The 25,812-nt window shown below is 52.0% G+C and carries 24 protein-coding genes; 8 read left to right on the forward strand and 16 right to left on the reverse strand.

Going from position 1 to position 25,812, the window contains the following annotated elements; translation table 11 throughout:
- Positions 1-24: 24 nt before the first annotated feature.
- Together ACOZIO_RS20985 and ACOZIO_RS20990 are read right to left on the reverse strand one after the other, a co-directional pair.
- Positions 25-1,050, reverse strand: a complete 1,026-nt coding sequence (locus ACOZIO_RS20985; protein WP_129955501.1) for an LLM class flavin-dependent oxidoreductase — start codon at positions 1,048-1,050, stop codon at positions 25-27.
- Between the two features lie 228 nt (positions 1,051-1,278).
- Positions 1,279-2,064, reverse strand: coding sequence for an AraC family transcriptional regulator (locus tag ACOZIO_RS20990; protein ID WP_421595684.1), 786 nt, complete (start codon positions 2,062-2,064; stop codon positions 1,279-1,281).
- Positions 2,065-2,189: 125 nt separating this feature from the next.
- On the opposite strand from ACOZIO_RS20990, the gene ACOZIO_RS20995 reads away from it, so the two are divergent.
- Genes ACOZIO_RS20995 through ACOZIO_RS21005 form a run of 3 tightly spaced genes read left to right on the forward strand, consistent with a single transcriptional unit; the run spans position 2,190 to position 5,333 of the window.
- A complete protein-coding gene (locus ACOZIO_RS20995; RefSeq protein WP_421595676.1) occupies positions 2,190-4,214 on the forward strand; it encodes an FUSC family protein in 2,025 nt (674 codons plus the stop codon).
- A complete protein-coding gene (locus ACOZIO_RS21000; protein WP_129955499.1) occupies positions 4,204-4,419 on the forward strand; it encodes a DUF1656 domain-containing protein in 216 nt (71 codons plus the stop codon). The genes ACOZIO_RS20995 and ACOZIO_RS21000 overlap by 11 nt, the downstream gene beginning before the upstream one ends.
- Entirely contained in the window at positions 4,416-5,333 is a 918-nt protein-coding gene (locus ACOZIO_RS21005; RefSeq protein ID WP_129955498.1) for an HlyD family secretion protein, read from the forward strand. The genes ACOZIO_RS21000 and ACOZIO_RS21005 overlap by 4 nt, the downstream gene beginning before the upstream one ends.
- An 88-nt stretch (positions 5,334-5,421) precedes the next feature.
- Here the strand turns inward: ACOZIO_RS21005 and ACOZIO_RS21010 are convergent, their stop codons facing one another.
- The 4 genes from ACOZIO_RS21010 to ACOZIO_RS21025 all read right to left on the reverse strand — a co-directional run bounded on the left by ACOZIO_RS21010 (position 5,422) and on the right by ACOZIO_RS21025 (position 10,429).
- Positions 5,422-6,804, reverse strand: coding sequence for a DHA2 family efflux MFS transporter permease subunit (locus tag ACOZIO_RS21010; protein WP_129955497.1), 1,383 nt, complete (start codon positions 6,802-6,804; stop codon positions 5,422-5,424).
- A gap of 28 nt (positions 6,805-6,832) precedes the next feature.
- Positions 6,833-7,813 (reverse strand): hypothetical protein, encoded by a 981-nt coding sequence (locus tag ACOZIO_RS21015; RefSeq protein ID WP_129955496.1) that lies wholly within the window; start codon positions 7,811-7,813, stop codon positions 6,833-6,835.
- Positions 7,810-8,934 carry a hypothetical protein gene (locus tag ACOZIO_RS21020; protein ID WP_421595677.1) on the reverse strand — a complete coding sequence of 375 codons (1,125 nt, stop codon included), beginning with the start codon at positions 8,932-8,934 and terminating at the stop codon, positions 7,810-7,812. The genes ACOZIO_RS21015 and ACOZIO_RS21020 overlap by 4 nt, the downstream gene beginning before the upstream one ends.
- A 67-nt stretch (positions 8,935-9,001) precedes the next feature.
- A complete protein-coding gene (locus ACOZIO_RS21025; RefSeq protein WP_217138432.1) occupies positions 9,002-10,429 on the reverse strand; it encodes a bifunctional 2-methylcitrate dehydratase/aconitate hydratase in 1,428 nt (475 codons plus the stop codon).
- A 471-nt stretch (positions 10,430-10,900) separates the two neighbouring features.
- On the opposite strand from ACOZIO_RS21025, the gene ACOZIO_RS21030 reads away from it, so the two are divergent.
- A complete protein-coding gene (locus ACOZIO_RS21030) occupies positions 10,901-11,788 on the forward strand; it encodes a LysR family transcriptional regulator (protein WP_129955493.1) in 888 nt (295 codons plus the stop codon).
- Positions 11,789-11,962: 174 nt separating this feature from the next.
- Here ACOZIO_RS21030 and ACOZIO_RS21035 read toward each other — a convergent pair whose 3' ends face one another.
- From ACOZIO_RS21035 to ACOZIO_RS21080, 10 genes are all read right to left on the reverse strand, one after another.
- Entirely contained in the window at positions 11,963-13,177 is a 1,215-nt protein-coding gene (locus tag ACOZIO_RS21035; RefSeq protein WP_129991806.1) for an acyltransferase family protein, read from the reverse strand.
- Positions 13,178-13,372: 195 nt separating this feature from the next.
- Entirely contained in the window at positions 13,373-14,209 is an 837-nt protein-coding gene (locus ACOZIO_RS21040) for an MBL fold metallo-hydrolase (RefSeq protein WP_129991807.1), read from the reverse strand.
- Between the two features lie 10 nt (positions 14,210-14,219).
- Complete coding sequence (locus tag ACOZIO_RS21045; RefSeq protein WP_129955491.1) at positions 14,220-14,546, reverse strand: hypothetical protein; 327 nt, start codon at positions 14,544-14,546, stop codon at positions 14,220-14,222.
- A gap of 45 nt (positions 14,547-14,591) precedes the next feature.
- Positions 14,592-15,155 carry a peptidylprolyl isomerase gene (locus ACOZIO_RS21050; RefSeq protein ID WP_129955490.1) on the reverse strand — a complete coding sequence of 188 codons (564 nt, stop codon included), beginning with the start codon at positions 15,153-15,155 and terminating at the stop codon, positions 14,592-14,594.
- Between the two features lie 109 nt (positions 15,156-15,264).
- On the reverse strand, positions 15,265-16,047 hold the full coding sequence (locus tag ACOZIO_RS21055; protein ID WP_129955489.1) for an alpha/beta fold hydrolase: 783 nt from the start codon (positions 16,045-16,047) through the stop codon (positions 15,265-15,267).
- 324 nt (positions 16,048-16,371) lie between these two features.
- Positions 16,372-17,343, reverse strand: coding sequence for a chemotaxis protein (locus ACOZIO_RS21060; protein ID WP_129955488.1), 972 nt, complete (start codon positions 17,341-17,343; stop codon positions 16,372-16,374).
- 191 nt (positions 17,344-17,534) lie between these two features.
- Positions 17,535-18,512, reverse strand: coding sequence for an oxidoreductase (locus tag ACOZIO_RS21065; RefSeq protein ID WP_129955487.1), 978 nt, complete (start codon positions 18,510-18,512; stop codon positions 17,535-17,537).
- A gap of 89 nt (positions 18,513-18,601) precedes the next feature.
- Positions 18,602-19,267, reverse strand: a complete 666-nt coding sequence (locus tag ACOZIO_RS21070; RefSeq protein ID WP_129955486.1) for a TetR/AcrR family transcriptional regulator — start codon at positions 19,265-19,267, stop codon at positions 18,602-18,604.
- A 172-nt stretch (positions 19,268-19,439) separates the two neighbouring features.
- The gene (locus ACOZIO_RS21075) at positions 19,440-20,777 is read right to left on the reverse strand and encodes an LLM class flavin-dependent oxidoreductase (protein WP_129955485.1); all 1,338 of its coding nucleotides are present in this window, start codon (positions 20,775-20,777) and stop codon (positions 19,440-19,442) included.
- 9 nt (positions 20,778-20,786) lie between these two features.
- Positions 20,787-21,773 (reverse strand): MsnO8 family LLM class oxidoreductase, encoded by a 987-nt coding sequence (locus ACOZIO_RS21080; protein ID WP_129991808.1) that lies wholly within the window; start codon positions 21,771-21,773, stop codon positions 20,787-20,789.
- Between the two features lie 232 nt (positions 21,774-22,005).
- Here ACOZIO_RS21080 and ACOZIO_RS21085 point away from each other — a divergent pair, with 232 nt between their 5' ends.
- From ACOZIO_RS21085 to ACOZIO_RS21100, 4 genes are all read left to right on the forward strand, one after another.
- Entirely contained in the window at positions 22,006-23,199 is a 1,194-nt protein-coding gene (locus ACOZIO_RS21085) for an amidohydrolase (protein ID WP_129991809.1), read from the forward strand.
- 208 nt (positions 23,200-23,407) lie between these two features.
- On the forward strand, positions 23,408-24,337 hold the full coding sequence (locus tag ACOZIO_RS21090; protein WP_205951635.1) for an ABC transporter substrate-binding protein: 930 nt from the start codon (positions 23,408-23,410) through the stop codon (positions 24,335-24,337).
- Positions 24,338-24,352: 15 nt separating this feature from the next.
- The gene (locus ACOZIO_RS21095) at positions 24,353-24,868 is read left to right on the forward strand and encodes a GNAT family N-acetyltransferase (RefSeq protein WP_129955482.1); all 516 of its coding nucleotides are present in this window, start codon (positions 24,353-24,355) and stop codon (positions 24,866-24,868) included.
- A gap of 15 nt (positions 24,869-24,883) precedes the next feature.
- A complete protein-coding gene (locus ACOZIO_RS21100; RefSeq protein ID WP_129955481.1) occupies positions 24,884-25,798 on the forward strand; it encodes an amino acid ABC transporter permease in 915 nt (304 codons plus the stop codon).
- The last annotated feature ends 14 nt before the right edge of the window (positions 25,799-25,812 follow it).

Below are 25,812 nucleotides of genomic sequence, written 5' to 3' on the forward strand. Positions count from 1 at the left end.
AACTATCTTCACTATTTTCAGCGGTCAGTCACGCCAGCCCATTTCAGGGGCCACATATTTGAGGATCGACTCAATCACATGCACGTTGTAATCCACACCAAGCTGATTAGGAACGGTCAGCAATAAGGTATCGGCTTCGGCGATCGCTTCATCCTGTTTCAGCAGTGTGATCAGCCGGTCCGGTGTCGCAGCATAGCTGCGGCCGAAAACAGCGCGGGTTTTCTCATCGAGAAACCCGACTTTATCGCCGTCATCGCCACTGCCACCAAAATACGCGCGGTCGCGGTCATCCATCAGGGCAAAAATACTGCGACTGACGGAGACACGCGGTGTGCGCTGATGTCCCGCCTCCGCCCAGGCCTTGCGGTAAGCACGAATTTGCTGCGCCTGCTGAATATGGAACGCCTCGCCGGTTTCATCATCTTTCAGCGTGGAACTTTGCAGGTTCATGCCCAGTTTCGCCGCCCAGACTGCGGTGGCATTCGACCCCGCGCCCCACCAGATACGTTCACGCAGCCCTTCTGAATACGGCTCAGGGCGTAACAGACCCGGCGGATTGGCAAACATCGGTTGCGGATTCGGTTTCGCAAAACCTTCGCCACGCAGTACATCCAGCAGTTTTTCTGTATGACGGCGCGCCATATCGGCTTCCGTTTCGCCTTCTTCCGGCTGATAACCAAAATAGCGCCAGCCGTCAATGACCTGCTCCGGAGAGCCACGGCTGATACCCAGTTGTAAACGCCCCCCGGAAATCAGATCCGCCGCACTGGCGCTTTCCGCCATATACAGCGGATTTTCATAACGCATATCGATAACGCCGGTACCGATCTCAATCTTGCGGGTTTTCGCGCCGATGGCGGCCAGCAACGGAAAAGGCGATGCCAGCTGGCGCGCAAAATGATGCACCCGGAAATACGCACCATCGGCGCCCAGTTCTTCGGCAGCGACCGCCAGATCGATAGATTGCAATAAGGCATCAGCCGCCGAGCGCGTGCCCGACTGGGGTGACGGTGTCCAGTGTCCAAATGATAAAAATCCAATCTTTTTCATCGCGTCTTCATCCTCATAATCCGTGAACCTGTGCGCTGTCTCTGTCATGCGGGACAAGGCGTTGTGATGGGTTTACTTTACGCGACTCAGGATGAGAATAAATATCATTTGTTTAACATAAAGATTCAGTTTATTTGATTAACAATTAGGAAGCATTGCGGATCTGGACATGAAAAAAATCCCTCAACGGGGCGGCATAATGTGCATTACCGGGAACACACAACAGGTTTATTTCCTTTCACTAAAATAGAGCGCAGGGGTACAGCCGACAGATTTCTTAAACATGGTGATAAACGCATTGACTGACTCATAGCCTAATTCATGAGCCACATTTTGCACGGACTCACCGCTGGCAAGCCCCCGCAGCGCAATAATCAAATGAAGTTGCTGACGCCAGCGTCCGAACGAAAGGCCGGTTTCACGCACCATCAGTCGCGCCAGGGATCGTTCACTTAATGCCAGACGTCTGGCCCACTCATTGAGCGTACTCCGGTCCTGCGGATGACTGACCAGCGTTTCGGCCATCGCCTGTATTTTGGGATGTGCAGAGACCGGCAAATTAAAATTCTGCCGGGGCATATTAACCAGTTCATCAAGCGTGACCCGGGCCAGCCTCGCGGCATGGCTGTCCGGCGGATAGTCATTATCTTCCCTGACCAGACGATTCATCAGTTCGCGGATAAGGGGCGAAACAGCAAATGTGCAGCATTGCTCCGGCAGGGCGGCCGCGCCCGGCTCAATAAACAAATAGCTCAGGTGCGCATTCCAGGTTGCTCTCGCACTATGCGCAATGCCGCCGGGGATCCATACGCCGCAGTGAGGCGGCACAATCCATATCTCATTTTCGGCCCGGCACGTTACCGCGCCGTAGAGGGCAAGAATTAACTGTCCTTTGCGATGCGTATGAACCGGCACCTCCGCTTCGTACTCGGTAAAATCAAGCAGGCGTGCTACTGCCGCACAGCGAGTGGAATCGGGATCAAAAAGAGAAGTCACATCACGGGAAGCATTCATATTGGCAGGATTTAGGTATTTTTTGGCAGTATACTGCATTTCCTCTGCTGAGTAATCTGGCAATAATTGCCGGTATGCGCAAATGAATTTTTTGCCACCACCGCTTGCCAGGGACCATTACTCTCATGTTCAACCCGTTACGCAGGGTCTTCCCCTCCTCCTCTCTTCTTAACGATGCGAATGCGTTGTTATATTCAGCCAAGACGTTTACCGCCGCCATGCTGGCATATTACATCGCGTTGTCTATCGGTCTGGAAAGGCCTTCCTGGTCCATTATTACTGTCTATATTGTTTCGCAGACCTCTGTCGGCGCCTCACTTAGCCGGAGCATTTATCGCCTGGCCGGGACGATAGCCGGAGCAACGATGACGGTGGTGATTGTGCCTGTTTTTGTCAACACCCCGATAATTTGCAGCCTGGTCCTCACCGGCTGGATAACAATTTGTCTTTATTTTTCGCAGCTTGATCGCACACCCCGCGCTTATGCCTTTGTGCTGGCAGGCTACACGGCGAGCCTTATCGGCTTTCCTGCCGTGTTCGGGCCCGGTGCAATTTTTGACATCGCCATCACCCGGGTACAGGAGATCATGATCGGGATACTGTGCGCCAGTGTGATCCACCGGTATGTCATACCAAAACGCATTACCGGTCTTTTTAACAGCACACTCTCGGCAACGCAGCGTGATGCCCGCCGGCTGGTGGCTGAAACGCTGCAAAGAGCATCAGGCGGGAAAGAAAAACAGCTTCAACTTGCGCTGACGTTACAGTCTCTTGAGGGGGTGGGTCACCATCTGCCCTATGACTTCGCTATCTCAAAACCATCCCGTAAAGCCCGCCAGTTAATACATGACAGATTGTCGCGGCTTTTGGTCCTCAGTAACCAACTGCATGATTACCTGCAGGTATTAAAAACCTTACCTGAAGAGATTACGACACTGGTCAGTGAGATCACGGCGTGGCTCACCTGTGACGATCCCGCCGCACGTAAAGCCGGTGCCGAAACGCTACTGCAACGTTGCGTGTCGTTGCAACAACGGTCATGTACGGACGAATTAAAGGTAGAAACAGAACTTCACGTTAATTTTGTCAACCGCCTGCACGAGACCATCATGCTTTTGCAGCAATGCGAACAGCTTTCTCATGCCATCCTTTCCGCGAAGTCTGAGCACCTGGCTGATGACGCCCGGAATGCCAAAGGTTACGTTTATCACCGGGATCACTTTACCGCCGCGCGCGCCGCGCTGGGGGCATTTGCAATCATCTTCAGCGGCTGTCTGCTGTGGATTTATTCCGCATGGCCCGACGGCGCCACAGCCGTATCAATTCTCGGCGTCTGCTGCACATTATTTGGCAGCTTCGACACCCCGGCGCCTCATATCGTTAAGTATATTGCAGGCTCCGTCTACGGGGTCATTATCAGCCTGCTTTATAGCTTCGTCCTGCTCCCTCAGGTGACCGGCTTTACTGTGCTGGTTGCCGTACTTGCCCCTGCCTATTTGCTGGCCGGTTCCCTGCAGGCCAGGCCACCCACCACATTCATGGCCATGGGCATCACCTTAACGCTGCCTGTATTGTCTGAATTAGGCGCCCGCTACAGTGGTGATTTTGCCGCTGCAATAAACACGTCGGTCGCCTTATTTGCCGCAACCGGTTATGCCGTGATCAGCATGAGTTTATTACAGACCGTACAGGCGGATTCTGCTATCCGTCGCCTGCTGGACCGATGCCGACGGGATATCCGGTCCCGCGCAAAAGGTCTGTCATCCGTTCATGATGTGGCCTGGGTGAACCTGATGATAGATCGGACCGCACTGATCCTGCCCCGGCTGCGGCGTAGTAATCAGGCGGCCGACCAGGTGCTTAACCGTCTGCTGAATTACCTTAATATCGGCCTTGCGGTGACGTATTTACGACGCTCACTGAATCAGCTGGAAGGGGAAACCGCCTTACAGGTGAATCACCTTCTCAACCTGCTGGCCCGTGGTGCACAACCCAGTGAATTGCAAAACAGTATTAGCAAGATACTCGCCATGAACGCTCAGGTTTCACATCAACCAGCGCACGCGCTTATTGAACATATTATTGACCTGCACTGTGCGTTAAAAAACTTTACGCAAGAGAGGGATAAGGAACAGGCACATGATGACTGATATTAATATTGGTGGCGTCTTTTTACCTGGCTTATTAGTCATGGCTTTGGTGGCATTCTCCGGCACGATTTTAATCACTCCTTTTTTAGCTTTCAGCCGGTTTTACCGGCGTTTGCCCTGCCGGCCGCTCATTGATTTTACGACTTTTATCATTATTTTTGCCTTGTTAATGCAGGCACTGAACGCGTTAGGATTATTAGTATGAAGCCATTTTTTTCTCTCTTAGCCCGTTATGTGTTTACCTTAAGCGCCGTCATTGCCGCAGCCATTATTGCGTTCATGATGTGGAAGCATTATGCACAAACCCCCTGGACGCGTGATGGTCGTGTACGGGCAGAGGTGGTGCAAATCACGCCGGATGTGTCCGGGCCGGTAAGCCATGTCGCCGTAACCGATAATCAACGGGTTAACCGCGGAGATATTCTTTACTCCATCGATCCGCAATGGTTAAAACTGGCGGTGATCAGCGCACAGGCTGAGGTTGACGCGAAGCGAAATGAAATGCAGATGCGTCAGGATGCGGCCAGACGGCGCAGTCAGATTAGCGGGGTTATCTCTAAAGAGGATATACAAAATACCCGCAGTGCGGCGGGCGTAGCGACGGCTGAATATCAGGGAGCACTGGCCGCGCTGGAACTGGCGCAGCTCAATCTTTCCCGCGCGACCATTCGTTCTCCGGCCGACGGTTACGTCACGCATCTGAGACTGCGGCCCGGAGATTATGCCAGCGCAGGAGTCACAAAAGTTGCCGTTATTGATGCCAGCAGCTTCTGGGTTGTGGGCTATTTTGAGGAAACCAAAATGCAGCATATTCATGTGGGTAGCGCGGCAAAAATCGTGCTGATGGGATATAAACCTGCACTGACAGGCCACGTGGAAAGCCTGGGGCGCGGAATAGATGATAGCAATGACGCGCCCGGCAATCAGGGCCTTCCCGACGTAGAGCCCACATTCAGTTGGGTGCGGCTTGCCCAGCGTGTGCCGGTGCGCATCCATATTGATAAACTGCCAGCAGGGGTCGAATTAGTGGCCGGTATGACCGCCAGTATCGCCATCACCCCGACAAAGCCTGCGGATGTGGAAACAGAGCGTATCGCGCTGTTGTCTTCTGACCGGTGAATATCGGGATAACACATTTGTCAGAAAAACCGGCAGCAGGATGGCATTCATCCTGCCGCCGGATAACGCATCTACTCTGCCCGGGATATTAACGGTGCAGGCGTAGCATACTGGAGACAGACGATAGCGCAGAGATAAGACAGGCCAGCCCGAAGACATAGACGGCGAACTGTGCCCCCGCATGTCCCGTCAGTCCGTTCAACAGGGCAATAACCATGGCGACCAGTGCCGCGCCAATAGATTGCCCCGCTGTTCTGGCGGTGGACAAGACGCCCGAGGCGGTTACCGTTCGGTTCGATGCCACATTCGAGAACATCTCTTTGTTGTTCGGCGGCAGGAATAATCCATAACCTATCCCGCACACTGCCACACGCCAGAGAAAATCATTCACCGTCGCAGCCTCCGGTAACAGAGCCAGAGAACCTAATCCCAGACTAAAAATCACCACGCCGACTGTCGATATCTGGGTAGGATTTAAACGATTAGACAACCGGCCAGCCACCGGGGCACAGATTGCAACGGCCACCGGCCAGGGTGTAAAGATAAACGCCGATTCCAATACCGAATAGTGATAGGCGTGCTGCAGTACAAAAGGCAACCCCACCAGCGCCATTCCCTGTGCCACAAACATTGAAACGGAAGAGATCACCGCGAAGGTATACCGCCGGGAACGGAATATATCGGGAGGCAGCAACGGGCTCTTTGAACGCGTCTGCACGTTGACGAAGATGGCCAGCAGCACCACTGATGCGACGCCGCAAAGCATCAGCAGGCGGCTGTCCCAGCGCCCGATTTGATCGACAGCGATAACCATCAGACCCAGGGCTGCGGCTGAGGTGACAGCACCTCCCCAGTCGAAGCCTTTTTCTTTCTCCGTATCAACGCCCAAAGAGATAAGCGAGAACACAATGGCCAGTGCGCCCAGCGGGAGATTAATGTAGAACAGCCACGGCCAGTCCAGATAAGAGATGATCAGGCCGCCTAACGCAGGGCCAATCGCCGTACCCACCGCAAATGCCAGTGCATTCAGCCCTAAAATAGTTCCCAGCGCATGTGGCGGAAAGATAACCCGGTAAAGACCCAGTCCGACGCTTATCATAACCGCATAACTCACTCCCTGGAGTATACGCATGGTAACCAGCATGCCGAAGGTCGGGGAGAGGCTACAACCCAGCGATGCCAGCGTAAACAGCACCATGCCTGCGGTGTAAAAGCGCCGCTCCCCTATCCTCGAACCCAGCGATGCACAGATCAACATGGTTGCAGCGCTGGCCACCTGATAGCCGTTGGTAACCCAGATGATAGATGCTGAATCTACCTGTAAAGCCCCGGCAATAGAGGGCAAGGAGATATTGACGATGGAACTGTCCAGCGCCGCCATAATCACGCCAATTAAAATGGCCGCAGCCGCCAGATAGCGCCTCGGGGTCTCAAATCCTTGTTCTAAGGGACTACTGCTTACCAATGACATATCCTTAACGTCCTATAGTGAATGGGAATTACGCGCAGAGGCTTTCAGCCCCGGCATCCGGCCCTTCGAGGTAGGCCAGCAAACCCAGCATCAGCACTTCTTCCGGGCTGGCCACGACGGGAGACCGCGGGACTTTCCAGGGTTGTTTACTGCCGTTAATACGGATACTTCGCAGGAAACAATAGGTCGTGAGAACATAGAAGCGGTTGCGCATACTTTCTCCCATCAGCGGCAGCAGACCGGAAATACCGCCTAACTCCGGGATCTCGCTAAGAATGCTGCCATAGTCTGACTTCGCCAGCACGAACATCAGGGCATCAGGCATCGGTACTATTTTCACAGCATCCTTTACCTCTGCCGCAAGCTCATGCCAAAACGAAAAGGCAAAGCGGGAAAAACCGAAAAGCGGATCGAGTCCCCGTACCGAGAAATCAGGGTCAATAAAGCGGGTCTGAGCATGTTCTTCGTTATAAAGCACATTACCAAAGTGGAAATTGAAATGGGCTTTTTCAACTGATTTGAACTCTTCGGTCCGGGCCAGCGCCAGCGACTTTTCAAACACTTCCCGTGCGGTAATGCTAAAGGGTGCGCCGTTAAGCAAAACAGGTTTTTCAAACAGTTCATGTGCGAAACGCGTGCCTTCCCACTCTTCCAGGAGTCGGGCTGGCATATCGTGGGTCATCGCCGACGGGGTCTCTGATTCCAGGCTGATCGCTTTCTGTACGTTTTCCAGTGCGTTTCTCACGATCACCCTGCGTTCAGCAAGCGACCGCTGGTCGTCAAAGACAATTTTGGACAACGGCAGGGAATCCATCTTCTCAAGAATATAAAATTGCCGCCCGGCAGCCAGCCCGTCATGTAAGACCGGGACCATCAGTTCCGGGTAAATATCATGCAATGCGCGTATCTGATCGACTTCAGCTTTCAGTTTGCCATTGAACATTTCGGACATAGCCGTCTTCACCACAAAGCCTGAACTCAGAAAATCCACTGTATGAGAGCTTGTCATTTTTCAATCCCCTGGAAAGTTGCCAATGGCAGGCCAAGCGCGATGCTACGCGCGACGGCACGCACAACAGCGCTATAGCCGACGGTGTTGTTAACAAACGACTGGATGATGACCTCACTCAACCCCTGGCCCGCCAGGTAGGCCGGCCGGAGAATAAGCAAGTGATTGTGATCAGAGAGAATCGTTGAGCACCTGCGCTCGAAAGCATACGCCCGGCTTCCCAGAGGCGACCGGGATGCCCTGACAACATGAGGGTGGGTCCCGCTCACCCGCTCAATTGCCGCCTCAATGATATCCGGGGTTAATGCCCCCTCATCCCGGACGATGAAACGGTTAATCTGATAGCCAGGTGCGTGCACAGGGGCACGTAATGAAACGGTATTCACTAACGGTGCCCAGGGCATAACCTTGTCCTGACTCATGGCTATTTGTGAGAAGCTCGGGCGGAGATTGTCGCGTGCATCCTGCAGACGGCCCTCAAACGAGCGGGTGCCAAGTACGCCGTTTGGCGTATCGGGATGCACGATATCGGTTTCAACCGACAGAATATGCGAGGTGTTGCAACTGATGGTTCTCAGTGCTTCGGTTAATACGCGCAATGAAGCATGCATCCCGTTGGTCTGACAGGACCCGAGGCAATACAGGCCAGAATCGACCACCTGACGATGTAGGGTACTGATATCATCACGGGTCAGATCCTCCAGACAACCATAGATACTCGGCAACTCGTTTGCCTCTGCAACCCCCAGCACCACATCAGCGAGTTCTTGCATATTGCGTGCTACAGGGCTGTTCTTGTCCATATCCAGCTTGCTGGTCGCGATAAAACCCATGTCAAAACGGCCAGCCTGCGGGGGAAGCTCACGGGCAAGATCGCCAAAGAAAAAGCGGACCTCGCGGCCGTCAATTTGCAGGGTATCGCTGTTGATAATCTGGATATGGGCCTGCATACCAGGGAGCGCCATCGCCAGACGAGCAACAATGCCATCTATCGGACGCAGTTCAGGATAATGTTTATCTAAAGAAGGAGGATTCGTGACGACAGTCTGAATGATAAAACCATCCTTCGCCGGATCGTTCTGAATCAGCAAATTCGCACCAATTTCCGCTCCGCAGCCCACCAATATTGCTTTTTTCACTTCATCACCTCGCATTAAATGAATATAGGTAAGTGTTTTTTGATGCGACCTAATCCCAGGAGAACATTTTCAGGAGGTCAGTGACGGACATAGCATCAAGCTTCGATGCCGAAATCAGGGTGTCGGCCAGAATACGGGACCGGTCACGCAGCGGACTCTGCGAAAGATTCAGATGGAATTTCGTCAGCAGTGCTTCGAAACACTCTTCACGGCGACGAACATGGCCCAGCGGATATTCAATGGTTTCAACGATTTCTTCGCTCATTCCATGGCACTTCACAAAGAGCGTATTAGGGATGGCGCGTTTATCCGGGTCGTAGTAGCTCCCGGTAAAGGAAGGACGTTCAGTGCAGGTAATTTTCAATCGCAGCGCATCAAGCTGAGGATCGCTGGCGAGCGGTTCGTGGAAATCCTTAATGGTCAGGTTTCCGGTCTGGAGGCCTACCGCAACCATGTACTGGAGACAGTGATCGCGATCGGCGGCGTTATTAAGCGGCCCTGATTTATCAATGATCTGCATCGCCGGTCGGGTTGTTTCGACCCGCACATACTCGATACTCTCAGGTGTAAACCCGGCGGCCAGTATCCGTTCCCGGAGGTTAATGGCCGCTTCGACAGCCGTCTGGGCATGGTACTCCGCAGGATTGGGGACTTTGAACAGGATATTCTTAATGACAAAATCTGACAGATTACGCGACAGATTGAAGGGTTTGCCTCTCAAAACAGCATCATTGAATCCCCACCGGCTGACCGTCAGCGCCGTGGGATATCCCATCTCGCCGGTTTGCGCGAACAGTGCCAGCTGCAGACCACGCGCCGTCGCATCCCCGGCGGCCCATGATTTACGCGTCCCCGCATTGGGCGCATGCCGGTAGGTTCTGAGAGAATGACCGTCGATAATCGCGTTGGACAGCGCACTCAGAGCCTGGTCTTTTGACAGGCCCAGGAGCTGAGCTGAGGCGATGGCAGAAGCCACTTTAACCAACACGACATGGTCAATACCCAGCTCGTTGAAACAGTTCGACAGGCACAACACACCGTGGATCTCGTAGGCACGAATCATTGTATTCAGGACGGCGTTCATATCCGTGGGTGTCTGATTACCACCACGCAGACTGTGCCATGCCGCCGCTGCCAGAATAGCCCCCAGATTATCGGACGGGTGCCCCCACTCTTGCGCGAGCCAGGTATCATTGAACTCCAGCCAGCGAATCATCGAACCCAGATGAAAGGCCGCCTCTATCGGTCCCAGTCTGAGCCCGGTACCGGCAACCGGAACCCCCTCCCGACTCTTGCTGAACTGAGCGCTGCCCATTAGCCTCATACAATCATGGTCAGCAGAGGCGGCAATGGCGCAACCTATCGAATCCAACAGGCAAAAACGTGCCAGACGTAAAGTCTCATTATCAAAGGTTGCCTGCTCATAGGCGTAGTCAACCAGTTCAGTCATTACTTTATCAAACTCTGCGTGCGCCATATTTCACCCTCCGGAAACTAAAATGAATTTTCTTAAATACACCCAGCTGAGATTGGGTAATATATATATTCAAATAATAGAAATAGACAAGCAGTTGATTTATATGAAGTTACATGACTTCACTTCTAAAATCGTAATTGGCATGACAATAAAAGACCAGCGAATAAAATCGAGGCACTCATCGAAAGTATTGATACCCTGAAAAAATGCCTGTTGCGGATGACTGATTGTTCGGGGAAATGTGCATGAGTTACAGAGCAGAAAAATAAGCACAGTCTGTTGTTGTAATTCGTAATTCAGAATTAATGTCTGCCCGGAGGGTAATAATACTGACACGTCTCCTGAACTGGCCAGACAGAGCCTGTGGTGGTATCCCGGCGCGCGGGTGTTTAAAACATAGTGACAAAATCATTAATACAGAATATAAATAATTGTTGTGACGGTGAACTAATTTTTAGCATGAGGTCTCAAATGAAGCTAAGTGAACTTCTTGCGTTCGTGACAGTCGTGGAGACAGGGAACATAACCCAGGCAGCCGAGCGTCTGAATCGCGTGCAATCGAGTATTTCCCACCGGATCAGGAGCCTGGAGGATAATCTGGATGTCACCCTGTTAGACCGGAAAACTGATGGTTGCTCACTGACGGCACAAGGTCAGATACTTTATGACTACGCCCTTAAAATATTGAACCTGGCGGATGATTGTAAAAACAACCTTTCCCACTCCAAAAATAGCCAGCTGAATATACGTATTGGCATAATTGAATGTTTACCCCCCTATATTGTCAGCTCGCTCATCGATCTGGGGCATGATTTGGGCTGGAACATAGACATTTCGATAGGTAATACTCTCAGCTTACTCAATGCCTTTGACCAAAATGAATTCGATGCAGTAATAATCGGTGCGGGTTTTTCAAACACCCAGCATTCACGCTCAATATTACTCTCCAGCGAACTGGTTATTATTACCGAAAAAGATTACCCAACCATTAAAGACATCTCCAGCCTTGACGGCGAAGTTTTTTTGCTCAGCAGTAAAAAATGTGCAACCACGACCCGCAATTATAATACTCTTTTTAATGAAGGGAATATCACACCCAAACGGGTTGTGGAATGCGGATCATATCCCGTGCTGTTCTCCAGCATTGCCGCCGGTAAAGGCGTATCTTTAGTTTTACGCTGTTCGATCAGTGGCGAGGTACAAAATAAGATTAAAATTCACGAACTCAGTGGTCAGTTCAATGATTTCAAGATAGAGCTTGTTTATCGTACAGATTCACCTTATCTGGATAGCACAAAATTCCGGGGCATAATGACCTCACTTTTTCAGGATCCCCGGCTGCACAACATCGGCTATTAAGGCATCTGTTATTAAGGCATGGGTAGTAAGCCCTTAGGCGTTCCCCTTTTCAGTAAAACCCCTCATCAAATACAATCGGGAGAGCATATGACTGATATATGCTCTCCCATTCAGTAAGCAGACTTTCCCGACGCATCCTGTTCTGACAACGAAAGGAAGCATACTCTATTTACGTTATGCAGATTTACGCAGAACGACTAACGACCTGGTACGACATTTCTCCAGAATTAACTTCATCATGGGTACTTCAAAGTATTTATATAAAAAGGAGGCACAGGAGACAGATAACACTAGCGCAACGGCGATAAGTGCAATCCCTTCCGGCAAGCTAAACTTTCTTCCTGCCGTGAGGTTCAAAAAATAAAAAAGCACTAAAAAATGAACCATATAAAATGAATAAGATATCTCCCCTAACCATACAGACATTTTAGTGTTCAACCATGTATTTCGGTTTTTTAAATCATCACCCGCAATTGAAACGATTAACAAGCTAACGGGGATAATGAATACCACACTCATACTAAACTGGTATGGGATATACATAGATCCCAAGTAACTGGCGGCAAGCAGGGCAAACGAAGCCGTTTTCGACAGCACCAGCATGCGCCCGTGCATCATAAGCCGCGCTGCAAACATACCGGCCAGAAATTCAAATATGCGTGAGGGAGGAAAAATATATGAAACCCAAAAATGTTGCTGCGAAATCGGAAACGCCCCCATCATCTTATTCGGCTCAACCCACAGGTAAATGTACGTTTGAACCAACAAGGATCCTGCCGTTACAATCGTTAAACCGAGCAGATCGAATTTTTTAGGTATTGTCTTCATTACTCTAAAAAGATAAGGGAAAGAAAGATAAAACATCGCTTCTATACACAGAGACCAACTGGGTCTGTTACCCACAAAAAAATAATGCACATCATCAACCCAGGTATTCAGTAACAGAAGGTTTGATGACCATAATTTATATTGATATATGCTCATAGCACCAATAACGAACGCCACGGCCCAGGTCAGACAGTGCGTGGGATAAATCTTCGCAAAACGCCGCAGGTAAAAATCCCCCACGGTGTCGTTATCTTTTGCAGACCACACCATGATGAATCCGCTCAGTATGAAGAAATAAGAAACGCCAAGCCAACCCGCTTTGCCTACGATAACCGTAAAAATATGCTGTATGGTGGGATCTGAAAAGGGTGCGAGATCGCTGGGTAATGATGAGTGAAATAAAAAGACTAATAAAGCAGCCCAGAATCTGCTTCCGGTAAGCGATGGAAGTTTGGGCTGGGAGGGTAATTTCTCCGCCGTGACCGACTGACTCCCATCCTGTTCATTTACATCAGTGCGAATAGCATCAATATTTATTTCTCTGTTGATTGCAGGATTCATTTTGCTCCCCCCCGAGGATAGTATTTTAAACCTGAGAATTTATTCAGTAGCATAGCGACAATGTTACACAGTAAAAAAATTAATAACGGCAAAGCAACTTAAGCAGAGCCAGACAGGTTGCCCCATTTAATCGTTGCGCTGCCGGTCAGGAAATACATTATTTACAGAGCAGAATGTTCTGATAATAGCTTTTAATTAATTGAAACCGACGATCCCATATCCGGATTCACGTTTTTCAATATAACCGAATCCTTGCTCGCCAAAATGCATACCGCCGACAAGAATTCTTTCCGAGCTCACCTTCTCCAGCATGTGGGAACGGATCTCTGCCGCCATGTGAGGATCGTAGTCAAAGGCGATCGCAACTTCCGGTTTTAGCAGTTGAATATGGGGGAAATGAACAATGTCCCCCCAGATTAATACGCTACCTTTGCTACCTTCAATCCGGTAACCCGTATGCCCCGGCGTATGTCCCTTTAGCGGGATCGCAAAAACACCAGGAAATACCTCGCCATGATCGATGAGACGAAGATTTTTCTGATACTTTTTGAATATACTTCGCGCCAGCAGGAAATTACCTTTTACGCGGTCACTGACGGCTGCGAAATTCTCATCATCTTGCAGATAATTGAATTCATCGCTGTTTATCACCAGTTCAGCATTAACAAATACAGCGTCGCCTTCTGCGGTGAGCAATCCACCGATATGATCGGGATGGGCATGGGTGAGAAGTACAGCGTCAATATTGTCAGGTTGTATCCCCAACCGGTCCAGATTGGCAATCAGCCTGCCCCCCCATCCCTTAACTCCCCCTGCTCCGCTATCAATAAGAATATTTTTATCCTGCCGGCGGATTAAGAAGGTATTAATATGAACCGCATTGAGTTCACTGATTTTCGCACTGCGCTGAATGGTTTTGCACTCTTCCTCGTCCACATTTGAAAGCATCCCGAAGTCGACGTGCAGATAGCCATCGCTAACCGCAGTAACCGATATATCGCCGAGATCTCTTGTTGGAAAACTAACATTCATAATCTGTTCCTTAGTTCTTTGCATAAATATTACCTGCTTCAAAAGAGAAACAGCGAATTCTTGCTGTGACTCCTGTTTTCTCCTTAATTAATAAATCAACCTGATGCATGAATTCATCCAACACGGGCACGGTTCGGAAAACTTCCTGCCTTAGTTTTGCTTCAAAATAGACCGGCGTACCGAAACCTATCTCTGCGGTGAGGTAGCTGATGTGAATATTATTTTCTTTCGCTTTCAGAATCTCTTTGGCAAGACGGGTTAAGGTGGTTGAAAATTCAGCAAAAACCCCGGCATCTAACCGGTGACTGGCTGAGGTATAGAGAGTAATGCTGGGCATATGACATCGACTCCTTCGGCGAGTTATTTAGGCAGTCAGAGAGCCTTATACTGTTCTGACAGGGGATAATCGCATGCTTTTTATGACATCGGGATTAGCCACCGTGCCCGTGTCCGAAGCCCCCCGGCGGAGTTGATCAATTAACTCTATGCCACTCGTGACCTTCCCAAAAGCCGTGTAGTTCTGGTCTAAAAAACCTGCTCTGGCGGAGGTAATGAAAAACTGATGGCTGGCACTGTGCGGATACCGTGATCTGGCCATGCCGAGGGTACCGCGTTCAAAAGGCATGCGGTTAAACTCTGCGGCCAGCGCCGGTAATCTCCGGTAATCCAGACCAGGATCTTTTATCGGGTCACCCGTTTGTGCCATAAAACCTTCTATAACCCGGCTAAACGGCATGCCGTCATAAAATCTGGCCTCTACCAGCGATTTTATGCGTTCAACATGCCCGGGTGCCAAATCAGGAAATAAACGGATGCTCACTGTTCCATTCGCCAGTTGCATCTCGATAACATCCCTCTGTGCCATAACCCCTTTTAACGCAGCCGGAAGTATTACAGCACCTGCGCACAATCCCAGGCTTCCACCAATAAATAACCGACGATTCATAGGATTTACTCCGTTCGCGCTTCAGATTTTTTCATCATCTGCCCTGCAAAATTGACTCATTAACGACGCCCGTGCGCCCCTGACCCGCGCTGAATACCTGCTCCGGGTGTTAATGCGTATTCTTGTTCTCAATGAACGAGATGATTTCATCAGTGAGCGCTTCGGGTTGCTCAAAATTCGGTAAATGGGCTGCGCCGGGTATGATATGCAATGGGGCGTTGCGCTTTTCAGCCAGACGTTGCGCGTAGTCCTGGGGCGTAAGCTGATCTTCACTCCCTCTCACCACCACAGCCCTTACCCCCGGAATATCCATATCTGTCAGATCGGTATCAGCGATGGCGTAGGAACAACCTGCGAAAGCTTCAACCGTTGTCCGACGCAACATCTGCTTCAGGCCGTCTGCGTCTGGCGTATCGATAAATTTCGGTGTCACCCATTTACTTAAAATCCCCATCTCAAGGTGTTCAACACCGTGGTGAAAGACATCTTCAGCCCGTGCCCGCCAGAGCGAAGGCGGAGCGGCATTCACCAGTGCCGTATCGACAATAATCATTCCCTGTACTCGTTTGGGTATCTTGAATCCAATCCATTGCGCAATTGTTCCGCCGATTGAAACCCCGGCAACATAGAACTGATCGATTTGGAGATGATCGAGTGCCGCCACGACATCGTCGGCCAAATCTGCCATGGTAAATCGCAAAGAATCGACCGCGCTTAATCCGTGCCCGCGGATATCCAGGCGGATCACACGATAACGTTCCGTCAGACGCGGCATTTGCAAATCCCACAAGTGCAAATCCGTTCCCAAAGAATGCAGAAGTACCAACGCAGGCGCTTTTTCTGAACCCTGCACATCGACGTGCTGAGTTAATTTAAGTGGCCGGATAAACATTTAATACTCCCTATTCTTTTTCAGCTTCATGGAAATAAACATTCCCGTTACGATGGCAAACCTTAAACACGCTGCTAACGTTATTAATAGAACAATTGCTATCTTTGCTCTAATGGATAATTTCGATGCGACTATCGAAATTGTAGATACGAGGCGGATAATATTAATTTTGAAATGTGTAAGGACTTCGGGGCAGCTATTTCAATGGGTGTGCTTAAAGCCCGCGCGCGTAAAAATTTAAGCGGCGGTTTCTGATGATTAATTCTGTCCATAAAAAAACCCGCACAACGGGCGGGCTTTGGCAGTTACAGGCTCAGGAGCGGATTACACATGTGCGATTTTCTTCGCCTCCAGCGCTTTATGAATAGCCGCTTCCAGCTCGTTGATTTCGAACTTCGCCACATAACCGTCAGCACCCACTTTACGCACGTGATCTTCATTGGCGCTGCCGGATAAGGAGGAATGAATAATGACCGGGATATTTTTCAGGAATTCATCACGCTTGATATTGAGCGTCAGGGTAAAGCCATCCATTTCCGGCATTTCCAGATCCGTTAATACGAAGGAAATTTTATCGGCAATGGGCAGTCCCTGGGCTTTGCATTCTTCAGCCATTTTACGGATTTTATTCCAGGCTTCCAGACCGGTGACATGCATCTGCGCCGGGATTTCCATCATGTTAAGCCCTTTCTCCAGCATCTGACGGGCGACTTTAGAATCTTCGGCCACGATCGCCACCGTGCCCGGCTTGAGTTTAAATGCGCTGGTTTTCTTTTTATCCATGTCGATATTACTGTTCGGAATAATGTCATGGAGGATTTGTTCAACGTCGAGCACCAGTGCCAGACGGTTACTGGATTTATCGTTATCCAGACGCGCAATACTGGTGATGTTACGGCTTTTCACACCCGCCTCGGCAGCCAGCACCTGACTCCATTCAAGACGCACAATGTCATCAACGGATTCCACCGCAAACGCCTGGGTACTGCGTGCATATTCGGTGACCAGCAGAATGTTCAGGCCGGTTTTGGGCACACAACCGACCACAGCAGGCAGGTCGATGACCGGAATGATTTCGCCACGGATGTTGGCCATACCCATCATCGGGGAGGCCATACCCGCCGCTTTAGTCAGCGTGGGCATCGGCACGATTTCGCGCAATTTAAAGACGTTGATACCAAAAAGCTCAGATTGCTCGTCATCCGGCGATGTCCCCAGACGGAACAGCAAAAGCTCAAACCGGTTTGATGAAGTGAGATTGGTTCTCTCATCAATTTCTTTCTGAAAATTATCCATACTTTCCCCATGCCTGTCGTTATTCGTTTTTGATTGTGTTCGCGCGGTGCGTCATTCGGAAAATAAGGAATTCCATTCTCTTTTTTCTCAGAGGGACGTTCTTTTTATCGGCCGGTCAGGGGTAATTCTTTATAGCGGGGAAAAAATTGAAGTAAAGCACCCGGTATCACGAAAATACCGGGCAGGAACGGTCAGCCGCCGATTTTCACCAGCGTCCGGCCCTGGATTTTATTGTTCAGGAAATCGGCTGCAACAGCCGGAGCTTGTTCCAGCGTAATTTCCGTCGCAGCCTGCTGATAAAAATCGTCCGGCAGCGTATTCAGTAAACGCTCCCAGACGGCAGCGCGACGTTCAGCGGGAACTGAAACCGAATCCACCCCCTGCAAACGCACATTGCGCAGAATAAACGGCATCACGGTGGTCGGCAGGTTGAAGCCCCCCGCCAGACCGCAGGCCGCCACGCAGCCGCCGTAATTGGTTTGCGCCAGCAGTTTTGCCAGCACCTTGTCGCCGACGGTATCCACCGCGCCGGCCCAGAGTTGTTTTTCCAGCGGACGGGTTTCGGCAAAATCATCGCGGGAGAGAATTTCGCCGGCACCCAGTTTACGCAGATAATCATGTGTAGACCCACGCCCCGTCACGGCCGCCACGGTGTAACCGAGCGTATGCAACAAGGCCACCGCCGTACTGCCGACGCCGCCGCTGGCACCGGTCACCACTACGGTGCCGCTTTCCGGTGTCACGCCCGCCTCTTCCAGCGCCATGACGCACAGCATGGCGGTAAACCCGGCGGTGCCGATGATCATGGCATTGCGCGCAGCCAGACCTTCCGGCAGGGCGACCAGCCAGTCACCTTTAACACAAGCCTGCTCAGCCAGACCGCCCCAGTGCGTTTCGCCGACGCCCCAGCCGGTCAGAATGACAGATTGTCCGACGGAGAAACGCGGGTCGTTGCTGCGGCTGACATGGCCAGCGAAATCAATACCCGGCACCATCGGAAACTGCCGGATGATTTTACCTTTACCGGTGATGGCCAGGGCATCTTTGTAATTCAGCCCTGACCAGCTGATATCCACCCGCACATCGCCTGCCGCCATATCCGGCAGCGCAATCTCTTTCACTTCGGCCAGCGTGGCCTTATCTTGTTGTTCCAGGACCAATGCTTTCATTTTCTTCCCTTTATATTTCAGGTGATTTGAGTTTTTTGTCGTGAGGTATGCGATGACTCACGTAATGATTGCAGGTGCTATTTTTAGATTCAGGATTGAACAGGTGACACAAGGGTATGACGGAAATACGCCCAGAACTGATCCAGCGGCCCGGCCGAGCGAAACAGTTTTGCCCGCATCACCGCCCCTTCCCAGCCGGACCAGAAAATCTGTGCCAGTGACGCGGTCGGCATGGTTGATACGATATCGCCCGCCTGACGGGCTTCTTCCAGGCAGAGGGCGATACGACTTTCCCAGTCATACAAAATCGTTTTGAGTTTCTGCAAAAAATCATCCGGCAGCTGCGGGGATTCCTGCAATAAATTACCGACCAGACAGCCACGCCTGAACTCAAACTTCGCCATTGCCTGACCGGCATGCGTCACAAATGCGTCAATGCGTTGCAGCGGTGACAATTCAGTGCTGAGCAGAAACTTGTCGAGTTTGTGGGCGAAAAAAGCGCCGTAAGCCGTCAGCACGGCCATGCCGAAATCCTGCTTATTTTTGAAATAGTGATAGAACGAGCCTTTCGGCACGGCGATGTTTTTGATCACCGCCTCGATGCCTGCCGACAGGTAACCCGTTTCTGTGATCACTTCCAGCCCCGAACGGATAAGGGCTTCGCGCGTATCCTCAAACTCCCGGGCCGTTCTCGGCGGACGTCCGCGGCGCGGTTTGAGTGGCACCTCAGGTACAGGGGAAAACGCACTACACATAATTTAGACCGATCGTTTTTTAATTGCGAAAAGCCTACGCCTAATTTTTTATGCCGGCAAGCCTGCCGCGGTTGCCGAACCGTAAAAACCTGCCCGTCCGTCAGCCCTGCAAAGCAAAAAGCCCGCTCGGGGCTACCGTGGCGGGCCTGGGAAAAACCTTAGTATGTTGTAACTATTTTTCGCTCACTGTTTCACGCCGGGTTTCATGCACGCTGTAACGGTTGGCCGGGAACGGAATATTCAGACGCTCGCGCAGCGTCGGAGCCTGTGAGGGATGCCAGTAACCCCGCGCTTCCAGCACCGGCAATACCAGACGGGTAATGTCATCCAGCGCTTCGGTCAGTACCGGCCCGCTGATGATAAATCCGCTGGCACCGCCCTCTTCCACCCAGCGGATCAGACGGTCGGCGACCTGTTCCGGCGTGCCAAAGAATTCACCACGCGGCAAGGTGGTCTGATACGCGATTTCCCGCAACGTCAGGTTTTCCTCACGCGCCAGTTTCTTGATACTGTCGGTGGTGGAGCGGAAGGTGTTTTGCCCTAAATCACCCAGTTCAGGGAACGGGCCGTCCGGCGGATACTGGCTGAAATCATGGTGATCGAAGAATCGTCCGAGATAGGCCAGCGCATCGTCGAGAGACAACAGTGACAACAGATATTGATATTTGGCCTCAGCTTCCTCTTCAGTTCTGCCGACAACCGGGCTGATCCCCGGGAAAATACCCACCGGATGGCGGCCATTTTTGCTGACCTGTTCCTGTAATTTTGCCGCATACTCCTGCGCTTCTTCCAGCGTACGGGCGTTAGTGAAAACGGCATCGGCAGATTTACCGGCCAGTGCGATACCGGCATCCGACGCGCCGGCCTGGAAAATCACCGGCTGACCTTGTGGCGAACGCTGAATATTCAGCGGGCCTTCCACCGAGAAAAACTGCCCCTGATGATTCAGTCTATGCAGCTTCGCCGCGTCGAAAAACACACCGCTTTCACGGTCGCGCACAAAAGCGTCGTCTTCCCATGAGTCCCACAGCCCCTGCACAACGCTGATATATTCTTCCGCAATCTGGTAGCGCAGCGCATGTTCAGGATGATCTTTACCGAAGTTTTTCGCCGAACCGGCCAGCGGTGAGGTCACCACGTTCCAGCCCGCCCGCCCCTGACTGATATTGTCTATCGAAGCCAACTGACGTGCGACGGTAAACGGATCGCTGTACGAGGTCGAAATAGTCCCCGCCAGCCCGATGCTGTGGGTCGCGGAGGCCAGCGCTGACAGCAAGGCCACCGGTTCGAAACGGTTGAGGAAATGGGGCAGCGATTTTTCGTTAATGTGCAGGCCGTCGGCCACGAACAGGAAATCAAAACCGGCTGCTTCCGCACGCAGGGCTAAATCACGGAAATACGGGAAATTGACACTGGCATCTGCCGGCGCTTTTTCGTGACGCCACGAGTTCATATGCCCCCCGGCACCGTGCAACATCAGACCCAGCTTGATACTTTTTGATTGGCTCATGAAATCTCCTTACCGCTGGCCAGCCAGCAATTCGATGGACTTCAGCCGCGCACCGGCTTCAGTCAGTGGAGTGTGTATGACAAATTCGTTCACGCACAGGCGGCGCTGAATATCGCGCAGTTGCTGATGGATGTCGCCGGGTGTGCCGTGCAGTATGCTGATTTGCTGCTGTTCGATATGGTATTGCGTCGCGCCGGACTGGCGCACAAAGGCTTCAGCCTGTTCGCGGGAACCGACCGTGACGTGCCGGTCGCCCACCGTGACACGAAAATTATGTCGCCCGGCCACCCGCTCAGCAGCCTGCTCCCGGGTTTCCGCCGCCAGCGCAGCCAGACTGACCAGCGCCTGCCCTTGTCCGGCCGAATATTCATGGAAAGCCAGCACGGATTCTGTCATCACCTCAGCGGAAGCATTGATAAAACCGGCGAAGACAAAGTTCCAGCCCAGCGACGCCGCCAGACGGGCGCTCTCTTTGCTGGCACCGAGTAAAAACCGCTGCGGTGCAACCGGCGGACGCGGCAACGCACGGGCTTCAGTGCCCGCCAGATGGTCATCCAGATGGGTCAGATAATGCGTCAGTTGTTGTAACTGGGCGGGGAAACCGGGAGCTGATTCAGCCGGGGCATGGGCGCGCAACGCTTTGGTCGACAGCGGTAAACCGCCGGGCGCTTTGCCGATGCCGATATCCACACGATCCGGCGCCAGCGATGATAAAAGATGAAAATTCTCCGCCACTTTATACGGACTATAATGTTGCAGCATCACCCCGCCTGAACCTATCCGCAGCCGGGAGGTATGTGCCAGCAACCAGGCGATCAGCACTTCCGGCGAGCTGCCCGCCAGTTTTTCAGTATCGTGGTGTTCCGACACCCATAAGCGGTGATAGCCCAGCTTTTCTGCTGCCAGCGCAAAATTCAGCGTCGCGTCTAGCGCCTGCGCAGCCGTCTGCCCGTCGTTGATCGGGCTTTGATCTAATAAACTCAGTCGGTAATTCACCTGCGCATCCCTTTTTATCCGTTGTGATAAAAAAGAGTTCCACGAAATAAGGTTAAAGCTAAATAATAAAATCACGTTTCTATAGTCAGTATTTTGCTATGCAGGCCGCTGTGCAAAACGACTATAAATTATAGCGACTGAGTATTTCGTTATTCCCGCTGGCCTGACTAGCATGAAATGAATGGCTCCATCTGTTTAACTCTCTCTGTTCAGACAATAAGGTTATTTCGCCATGAGCATTTCACTTGCACAAGAAACACAAAATATTTCATCCGGCACCCCGTCCGGATTATCCGGATTAGAAGAAAAACTCATCGCTTACCGTCGTGAATTACACCAGCATCCTGAATTATCCAATCAGGAGTTTGTGACAACACAAAAGATTACCCAATGGCTGAATGCCGCCGGGATCCGCATTTTATCGCTCGGGCTGAAAACCGGCGTTGTGGCTGAAATCGGGCCGGAACAGGGACCCGTTGTGGCCCTGCGCGGGGACATTGATGCCCTGCCGATTGAAGAAGCCTCCGGCGTGACGTTCAGTTCGCAGCAACCCGGTGTAATGCACGCCTGTGGCCACGATTTCCATACCTCAGTTATCCTCGGTGCGGCATATTTGCTCAAGGCGCGTGAACAGACCTTACCCGGACGCGTACGGCTGTTTTTCCAGCCCGCTGAGGAACGCTTTGGCGGTGCATCGCAGCTGATTAAAGCCGGTGCGCTGGAAAACGTTGATGCGATTTTTGGCCTACATAATGCGCCTGAACTGCCGGTCGGTACCTTCGCGACCAAAGGGGGAGCATTCTATGCCAACGTGGATCGCTTTCAGATAACCGTGACCGGTAAAGGCGCACACGCCGCACATCCGGAAGAAGGCACCGACAGCATTGTCACCGCCAGCCATATCGTGACCGCGCTGCAAACGGTGGTCAGCCGCAACGTCAGCGCACAGGACGCGGCGGTGGTCAGCGTCACCCGCATTGAAGGCGGCAATACCTGGAACGTCTTACCCCAAACCGTCGAACTGGAAGGCACGGTGCGCACCTACAGCAGCGAGATCCGCGAATACCTTCCGCAGCGCATCCGCAAAGTCATCACCGGCGTAGCCGATGCGCTGGGCGCGCAGGCGGAATTGCACTGGTATGCCGGGCCACCGGCGGTGGTGAATACGCCGCGCTGGGCAGAGTTTGCTTTACAGGCCGCCGCAGAATTTGGCTATGACGCGCAGGTGGCGCAGGCACAAATGGGCGGAGAAGATTTTGCTTTTTATCTGCATCATGTGCCGGGTGCGTTTGTCAGCATCGGCTCTGCCAGTCACTTCGGCTTGCATCATCCGCAATTTAACCCGGATGAATCGGCTATTTACCCGGCCGCAAATTATTTCCAGCAACTGGCGGAAAAAGCGCTGGTGGAATTAGCCGGAGAGTAACCATTTCATTCCTGATTTTATTTTCTCACGCCCGGATATTCCGGGCATTTTCCGTGGAAAATTTCCGTCGCGAGGCATTTCTATTTTATCTCTTTGATTATTTAATTTTGTTCTTTTACATCCCGGCAACACTCGGGAATAGTGAAAACGTCACCTCACGGTTCTCACTCCATAAAATAAGATTGCAGGATAAAAAATAATAATGATGATGAAGCATAGCGCAACCCTTACAGCAACCGCCATCGCGGCAATATTAAGTTTTTCATCAGCCGCATACGCCGCACCGGGTATTGATCTGGTTGCCAATGAAACGCCGGTAAATACACCCAAAAGCCCGGAGGCTGTGGCGAAAATCCCGGCCAATTTTAAGTTTGTTGAACCGGGCACGCTGACCGTTGCACTTGCCGTGCTCGGCAGCGCACCGCCGTTCGGGCTGTACGCCCGTGATAATAAAACTGTGATCGGCAGCGAGGCGGATATTGCCCGTCTGGTCGCCGACGGTTTAGGCCTGAAACTTAAAGTGGTTCCGGCTTCCTGGGAGGACTGGCCGCTGGGCGTGACTTCCGGCAAATACGATGCGGCAATCTACAACATCACGGTCACCAAAGATCGCAAAACCAAATTTGATTTCGCTACTTACCGCGAAGATACCCTCGGTTTTTATGTGAAAAGTGACAGCAAAATCACCTCCATTAAATCCGCACCCGATATCGCCGGTAAACGCATTATTGTCGGCTCAGGCACCAATCAGGAAGCCGTGTTGCTGGCATGGGACAAAGAGAATCAGGCCAAAGGCTTACCGGCGCTGAAACCGCTGTATGTCACCGATGACGCTGCCGCGACGCTGGCGATCCAATCCGGCCGGGCTGACGCGACGTTCGGCCCGAACGTGACCGGCGCGTATAAATCCCTGCTGACCGGCAAAACCAAACTGGTCGGCACCGTGCCTGGCGGCTGGCCGAAGACTGCCAATATCGCCGTCACGCTGAAAAAAGGGAATGGTCTGGTGGATGCCGTACAGGCGTCGCTGAACAGCGCCATTGCCAGCGGGGCTTACATCAAAGTGCTGGATCGCTGGGGTGAAAGCGTCGAGAAGATCGATCACTCTGAAATTAACCCGCCGGGACTGGGCGACTGATCAGGAGCAGAAACGATGAGCGAAGATATTTTCATTCAGACCGTGCCGGAAGACCCGCTGATTGCACCGGTCATCGACGGATTATTCGGTGAATACCGTGAACGCTACGGCGATTTCTTTTCGAGCCAGCCGCCGGAAGATGACAGTGTTTTTTCCGCCCCCGATGGTGCCTTCATTGTTCTGCTGAGAAACGGCGAGCCCGTTGCGATGGGCGCGTATAAACGCTACGACGAACAGACCGCCGAGCTAAAACGCATCTGGACGCACCGCGCGCTGCGCCGTCAGGGACTGGCGCAAAAAATCCTGCATGAACTGGAGCGCCGTGCTGCCGCGTATGGTTACCGGCGGGTCTTTCTGACCACCGGATTCCGCCAGCCTGAAGCGGTCGGATTGTATCTGTCACACGGTTATCAGCCGCAATTCGATACCCGTCTCGACCCGGAAGTCTATTCCCGGCCGCCGTATGACGGGCGACTGCCGTTTACCAAAACACTGAAAGCGCAGGTGCCGGTCACCTCATCTGCGACATAACGACAAGGGAACTCCATGAGCGAAAATACCCCTTCAACTGTGAATCATCCGCCGCTGAAAGTGGTACCGGCGCGCTATCCGTGGCGACTGGCCGGTGCGGTATTTTCGGCATTTATTCTCTTAGGTATCATCCAGTCAATCGCCACGAATTCCCGCTGGGAATGGGGCGTATTTCGCCAGTGGTTTTTTGATCCGGTGATCTTGTCCGGGCTTGGAAAAACCCTGTTGCTGACACTGCTGGGCACGCTGTTCGGCGTGATTTTCGGCACCGCACTGGCCCTCGCCCGTCTGTCTAAATCTTATTTGCTCAATGCGCTGGCCTGGGGGTATATCTGGCTGTTCCGTTCATTGCCGCTGCTGCTGGTGCTGATCATTCTCTACAACTTTTCCTATCTCTACGACAACCTTTCGCTCGGCATTCCGTTCACCACGGTTTCCTTTTTCAGCACCCCGACGGTTAATTTGCTGGATCAGTTTTCCGTCGCCGTGCTAGGCCTTTCCCTGGTGCAATCAGCCTATACCGCAGAGATCATTCGTGGCGGGATTTTGGGCGTAGAACACGGCCAGCACGAAGCCGCCGCCGCGCTGGGATTACCGGCCTACCGCCGCACATTTCGCATTATTTTGCCGCAGGCTTTGCGTTCAATTCTGCCAACCGGTTTTAACGAAGTGATCAGCCTGGCGAAAGGCACATCGATTGTTTACGTCCTGTCGATGCCGGAACTGTTTTACACCGTGCAGGTGATTTACAACCGCACGCAACAGGTGATCCCGTTGCTGATGGTCGCTACCGTCTGGTATCTGCTGATCACCACCGTGCTGTCGGTTTTACAGTATTACGTCGAACGTTATTTCTCCCGCGGCACTGTGCGCCAGGTCGCTCCAACCCCCTTGCAGCGCCTGCGTCAGTGGCGCGTCGCCCGTTCTTAATAAAGGGAAAGCAC

The sequence above is a fragment of the Rahnella sp. PD4 genome (assembly GCF_049199325.1).
Taxonomy (GTDB): Bacteria; Pseudomonadota; Gammaproteobacteria; order Enterobacterales; family Enterobacteriaceae; genus Rahnella; species Rahnella perminowiae.

Excerpts from the sequence above, each read along its gene's own strand:
- ACOZIO_RS21075 (WP_129955485.1), bottom strand. The coding sequence starts at position 20,777 with ATGAGCCAATCAAAAAGTATCAAGCTGGGTCTGATGTTGCACGGTGCC.
- ACOZIO_RS21065 (WP_129955487.1), bottom strand. The coding sequence starts at position 18,512 with ATGAAAGCATTGGTCCTGGAACAACAAGATAAGGCCACGCTGGCCGAA.
- ACOZIO_RS21060 (WP_129955488.1), bottom strand. The coding sequence starts at position 17,343 with ATGGATAATTTTCAGAAAGAAATTGATGAGAGAACCAATCTCACTTCA.
- ACOZIO_RS21100 (WP_129955481.1), top strand. The coding sequence starts at position 24,884 with ATGAGCGAAAATACCCCTTCAACTGTGAATCATCCGCCGCTGAAAGTG.
- ACOZIO_RS21030 (WP_129955493.1), top strand. The coding sequence starts at position 10,901 with ATGAAGCTAAGTGAACTTCTTGCGTTCGTGACAGTCGTGGAGACAGGG.
- ACOZIO_RS21010 (WP_129955497.1), bottom strand. The coding sequence starts at position 6,804 with ATGTCATTGGTAAGCAGTAGTCCCTTAGAACAAGGATTTGAGACCCCG.
- ACOZIO_RS21090 (WP_205951635.1), top strand. The coding sequence starts at position 23,408 with ATGAAGCATAGCGCAACCCTTACAGCAACCGCCATCGCGGCAATATTA.
- ACOZIO_RS21085 (WP_129991809.1), top strand. The coding sequence starts at position 22,006 with ATGAGCATTTCACTTGCACAAGAAACACAAAATATTTCATCCGGCACC.
- ACOZIO_RS21035 (WP_129991806.1), bottom strand. The coding sequence starts at position 13,177 with ATGAATCCTGCAATCAACAGAGAAATAAATATTGATGCTATTCGCACT.
- ACOZIO_RS21005 (WP_129955498.1), top strand. The coding sequence starts at position 4,416 with ATGAAGCCATTTTTTTCTCTCTTAGCCCGTTATGTGTTTACCTTAAGC.
- ACOZIO_RS21045 (WP_129955491.1), bottom strand. The coding sequence starts at position 14,546 with ATGCCCAGCATTACTCTCTATACCTCAGCCAGTCACCGGTTAGATGCC.
- ACOZIO_RS21050 (WP_129955490.1), bottom strand. The coding sequence starts at position 15,155 with ATGAATCGTCGGTTATTTATTGGTGGAAGCCTGGGATTGTGCGCAGGT.
- ACOZIO_RS21015 (WP_129955496.1), bottom strand. The coding sequence starts at position 7,813 with ATGACAAGCTCTCATACAGTGGATTTTCTGAGTTCAGGCTTTGTGGTG.
- ACOZIO_RS21070 (WP_129955486.1), bottom strand. The coding sequence starts at position 19,267 with ATGTGTAGTGCGTTTTCCCCTGTACCTGAGGTGCCACTCAAACCGCGC.
- ACOZIO_RS21055 (WP_129955489.1), bottom strand. The coding sequence starts at position 16,047 with ATGTTTATCCGGCCACTTAAATTAACTCAGCACGTCGATGTGCAGGGT.
- ACOZIO_RS20990 (WP_421595684.1), bottom strand. The coding sequence starts at position 2,064 with ATGAATGCTTCCCGTGATGTGACTTCTCTTTTTGATCCCGATTCCACT.
- ACOZIO_RS21040 (WP_129991807.1), bottom strand. The coding sequence starts at position 14,209 with ATGAATGTTAGTTTTCCAACAAGAGATCTCGGCGATATATCGGTTACT.
- ACOZIO_RS20995 (WP_421595676.1), top strand. The coding sequence starts at position 2,190 with ATGTTCAACCCGTTACGCAGGGTCTTCCCCTCCTCCTCTCTTCTTAAC.
- ACOZIO_RS21025 (WP_217138432.1), bottom strand. The coding sequence starts at position 10,429 with ATGGCGCACGCAGAGTTTGATAAAGTAATGACTGAACTGGTTGACTAC.
- ACOZIO_RS20985 (WP_129955501.1), bottom strand. The coding sequence starts at position 1,050 with ATGAAAAAGATTGGATTTTTATCATTTGGACACTGGACACCGTCACCC.
- ACOZIO_RS21095 (WP_129955482.1), top strand. The coding sequence starts at position 24,353 with ATGAGCGAAGATATTTTCATTCAGACCGTGCCGGAAGACCCGCTGATT.
- ACOZIO_RS21000 (WP_129955499.1), top strand. The coding sequence starts at position 4,204 with ATGATGACTGATATTAATATTGGTGGCGTCTTTTTACCTGGCTTATTA.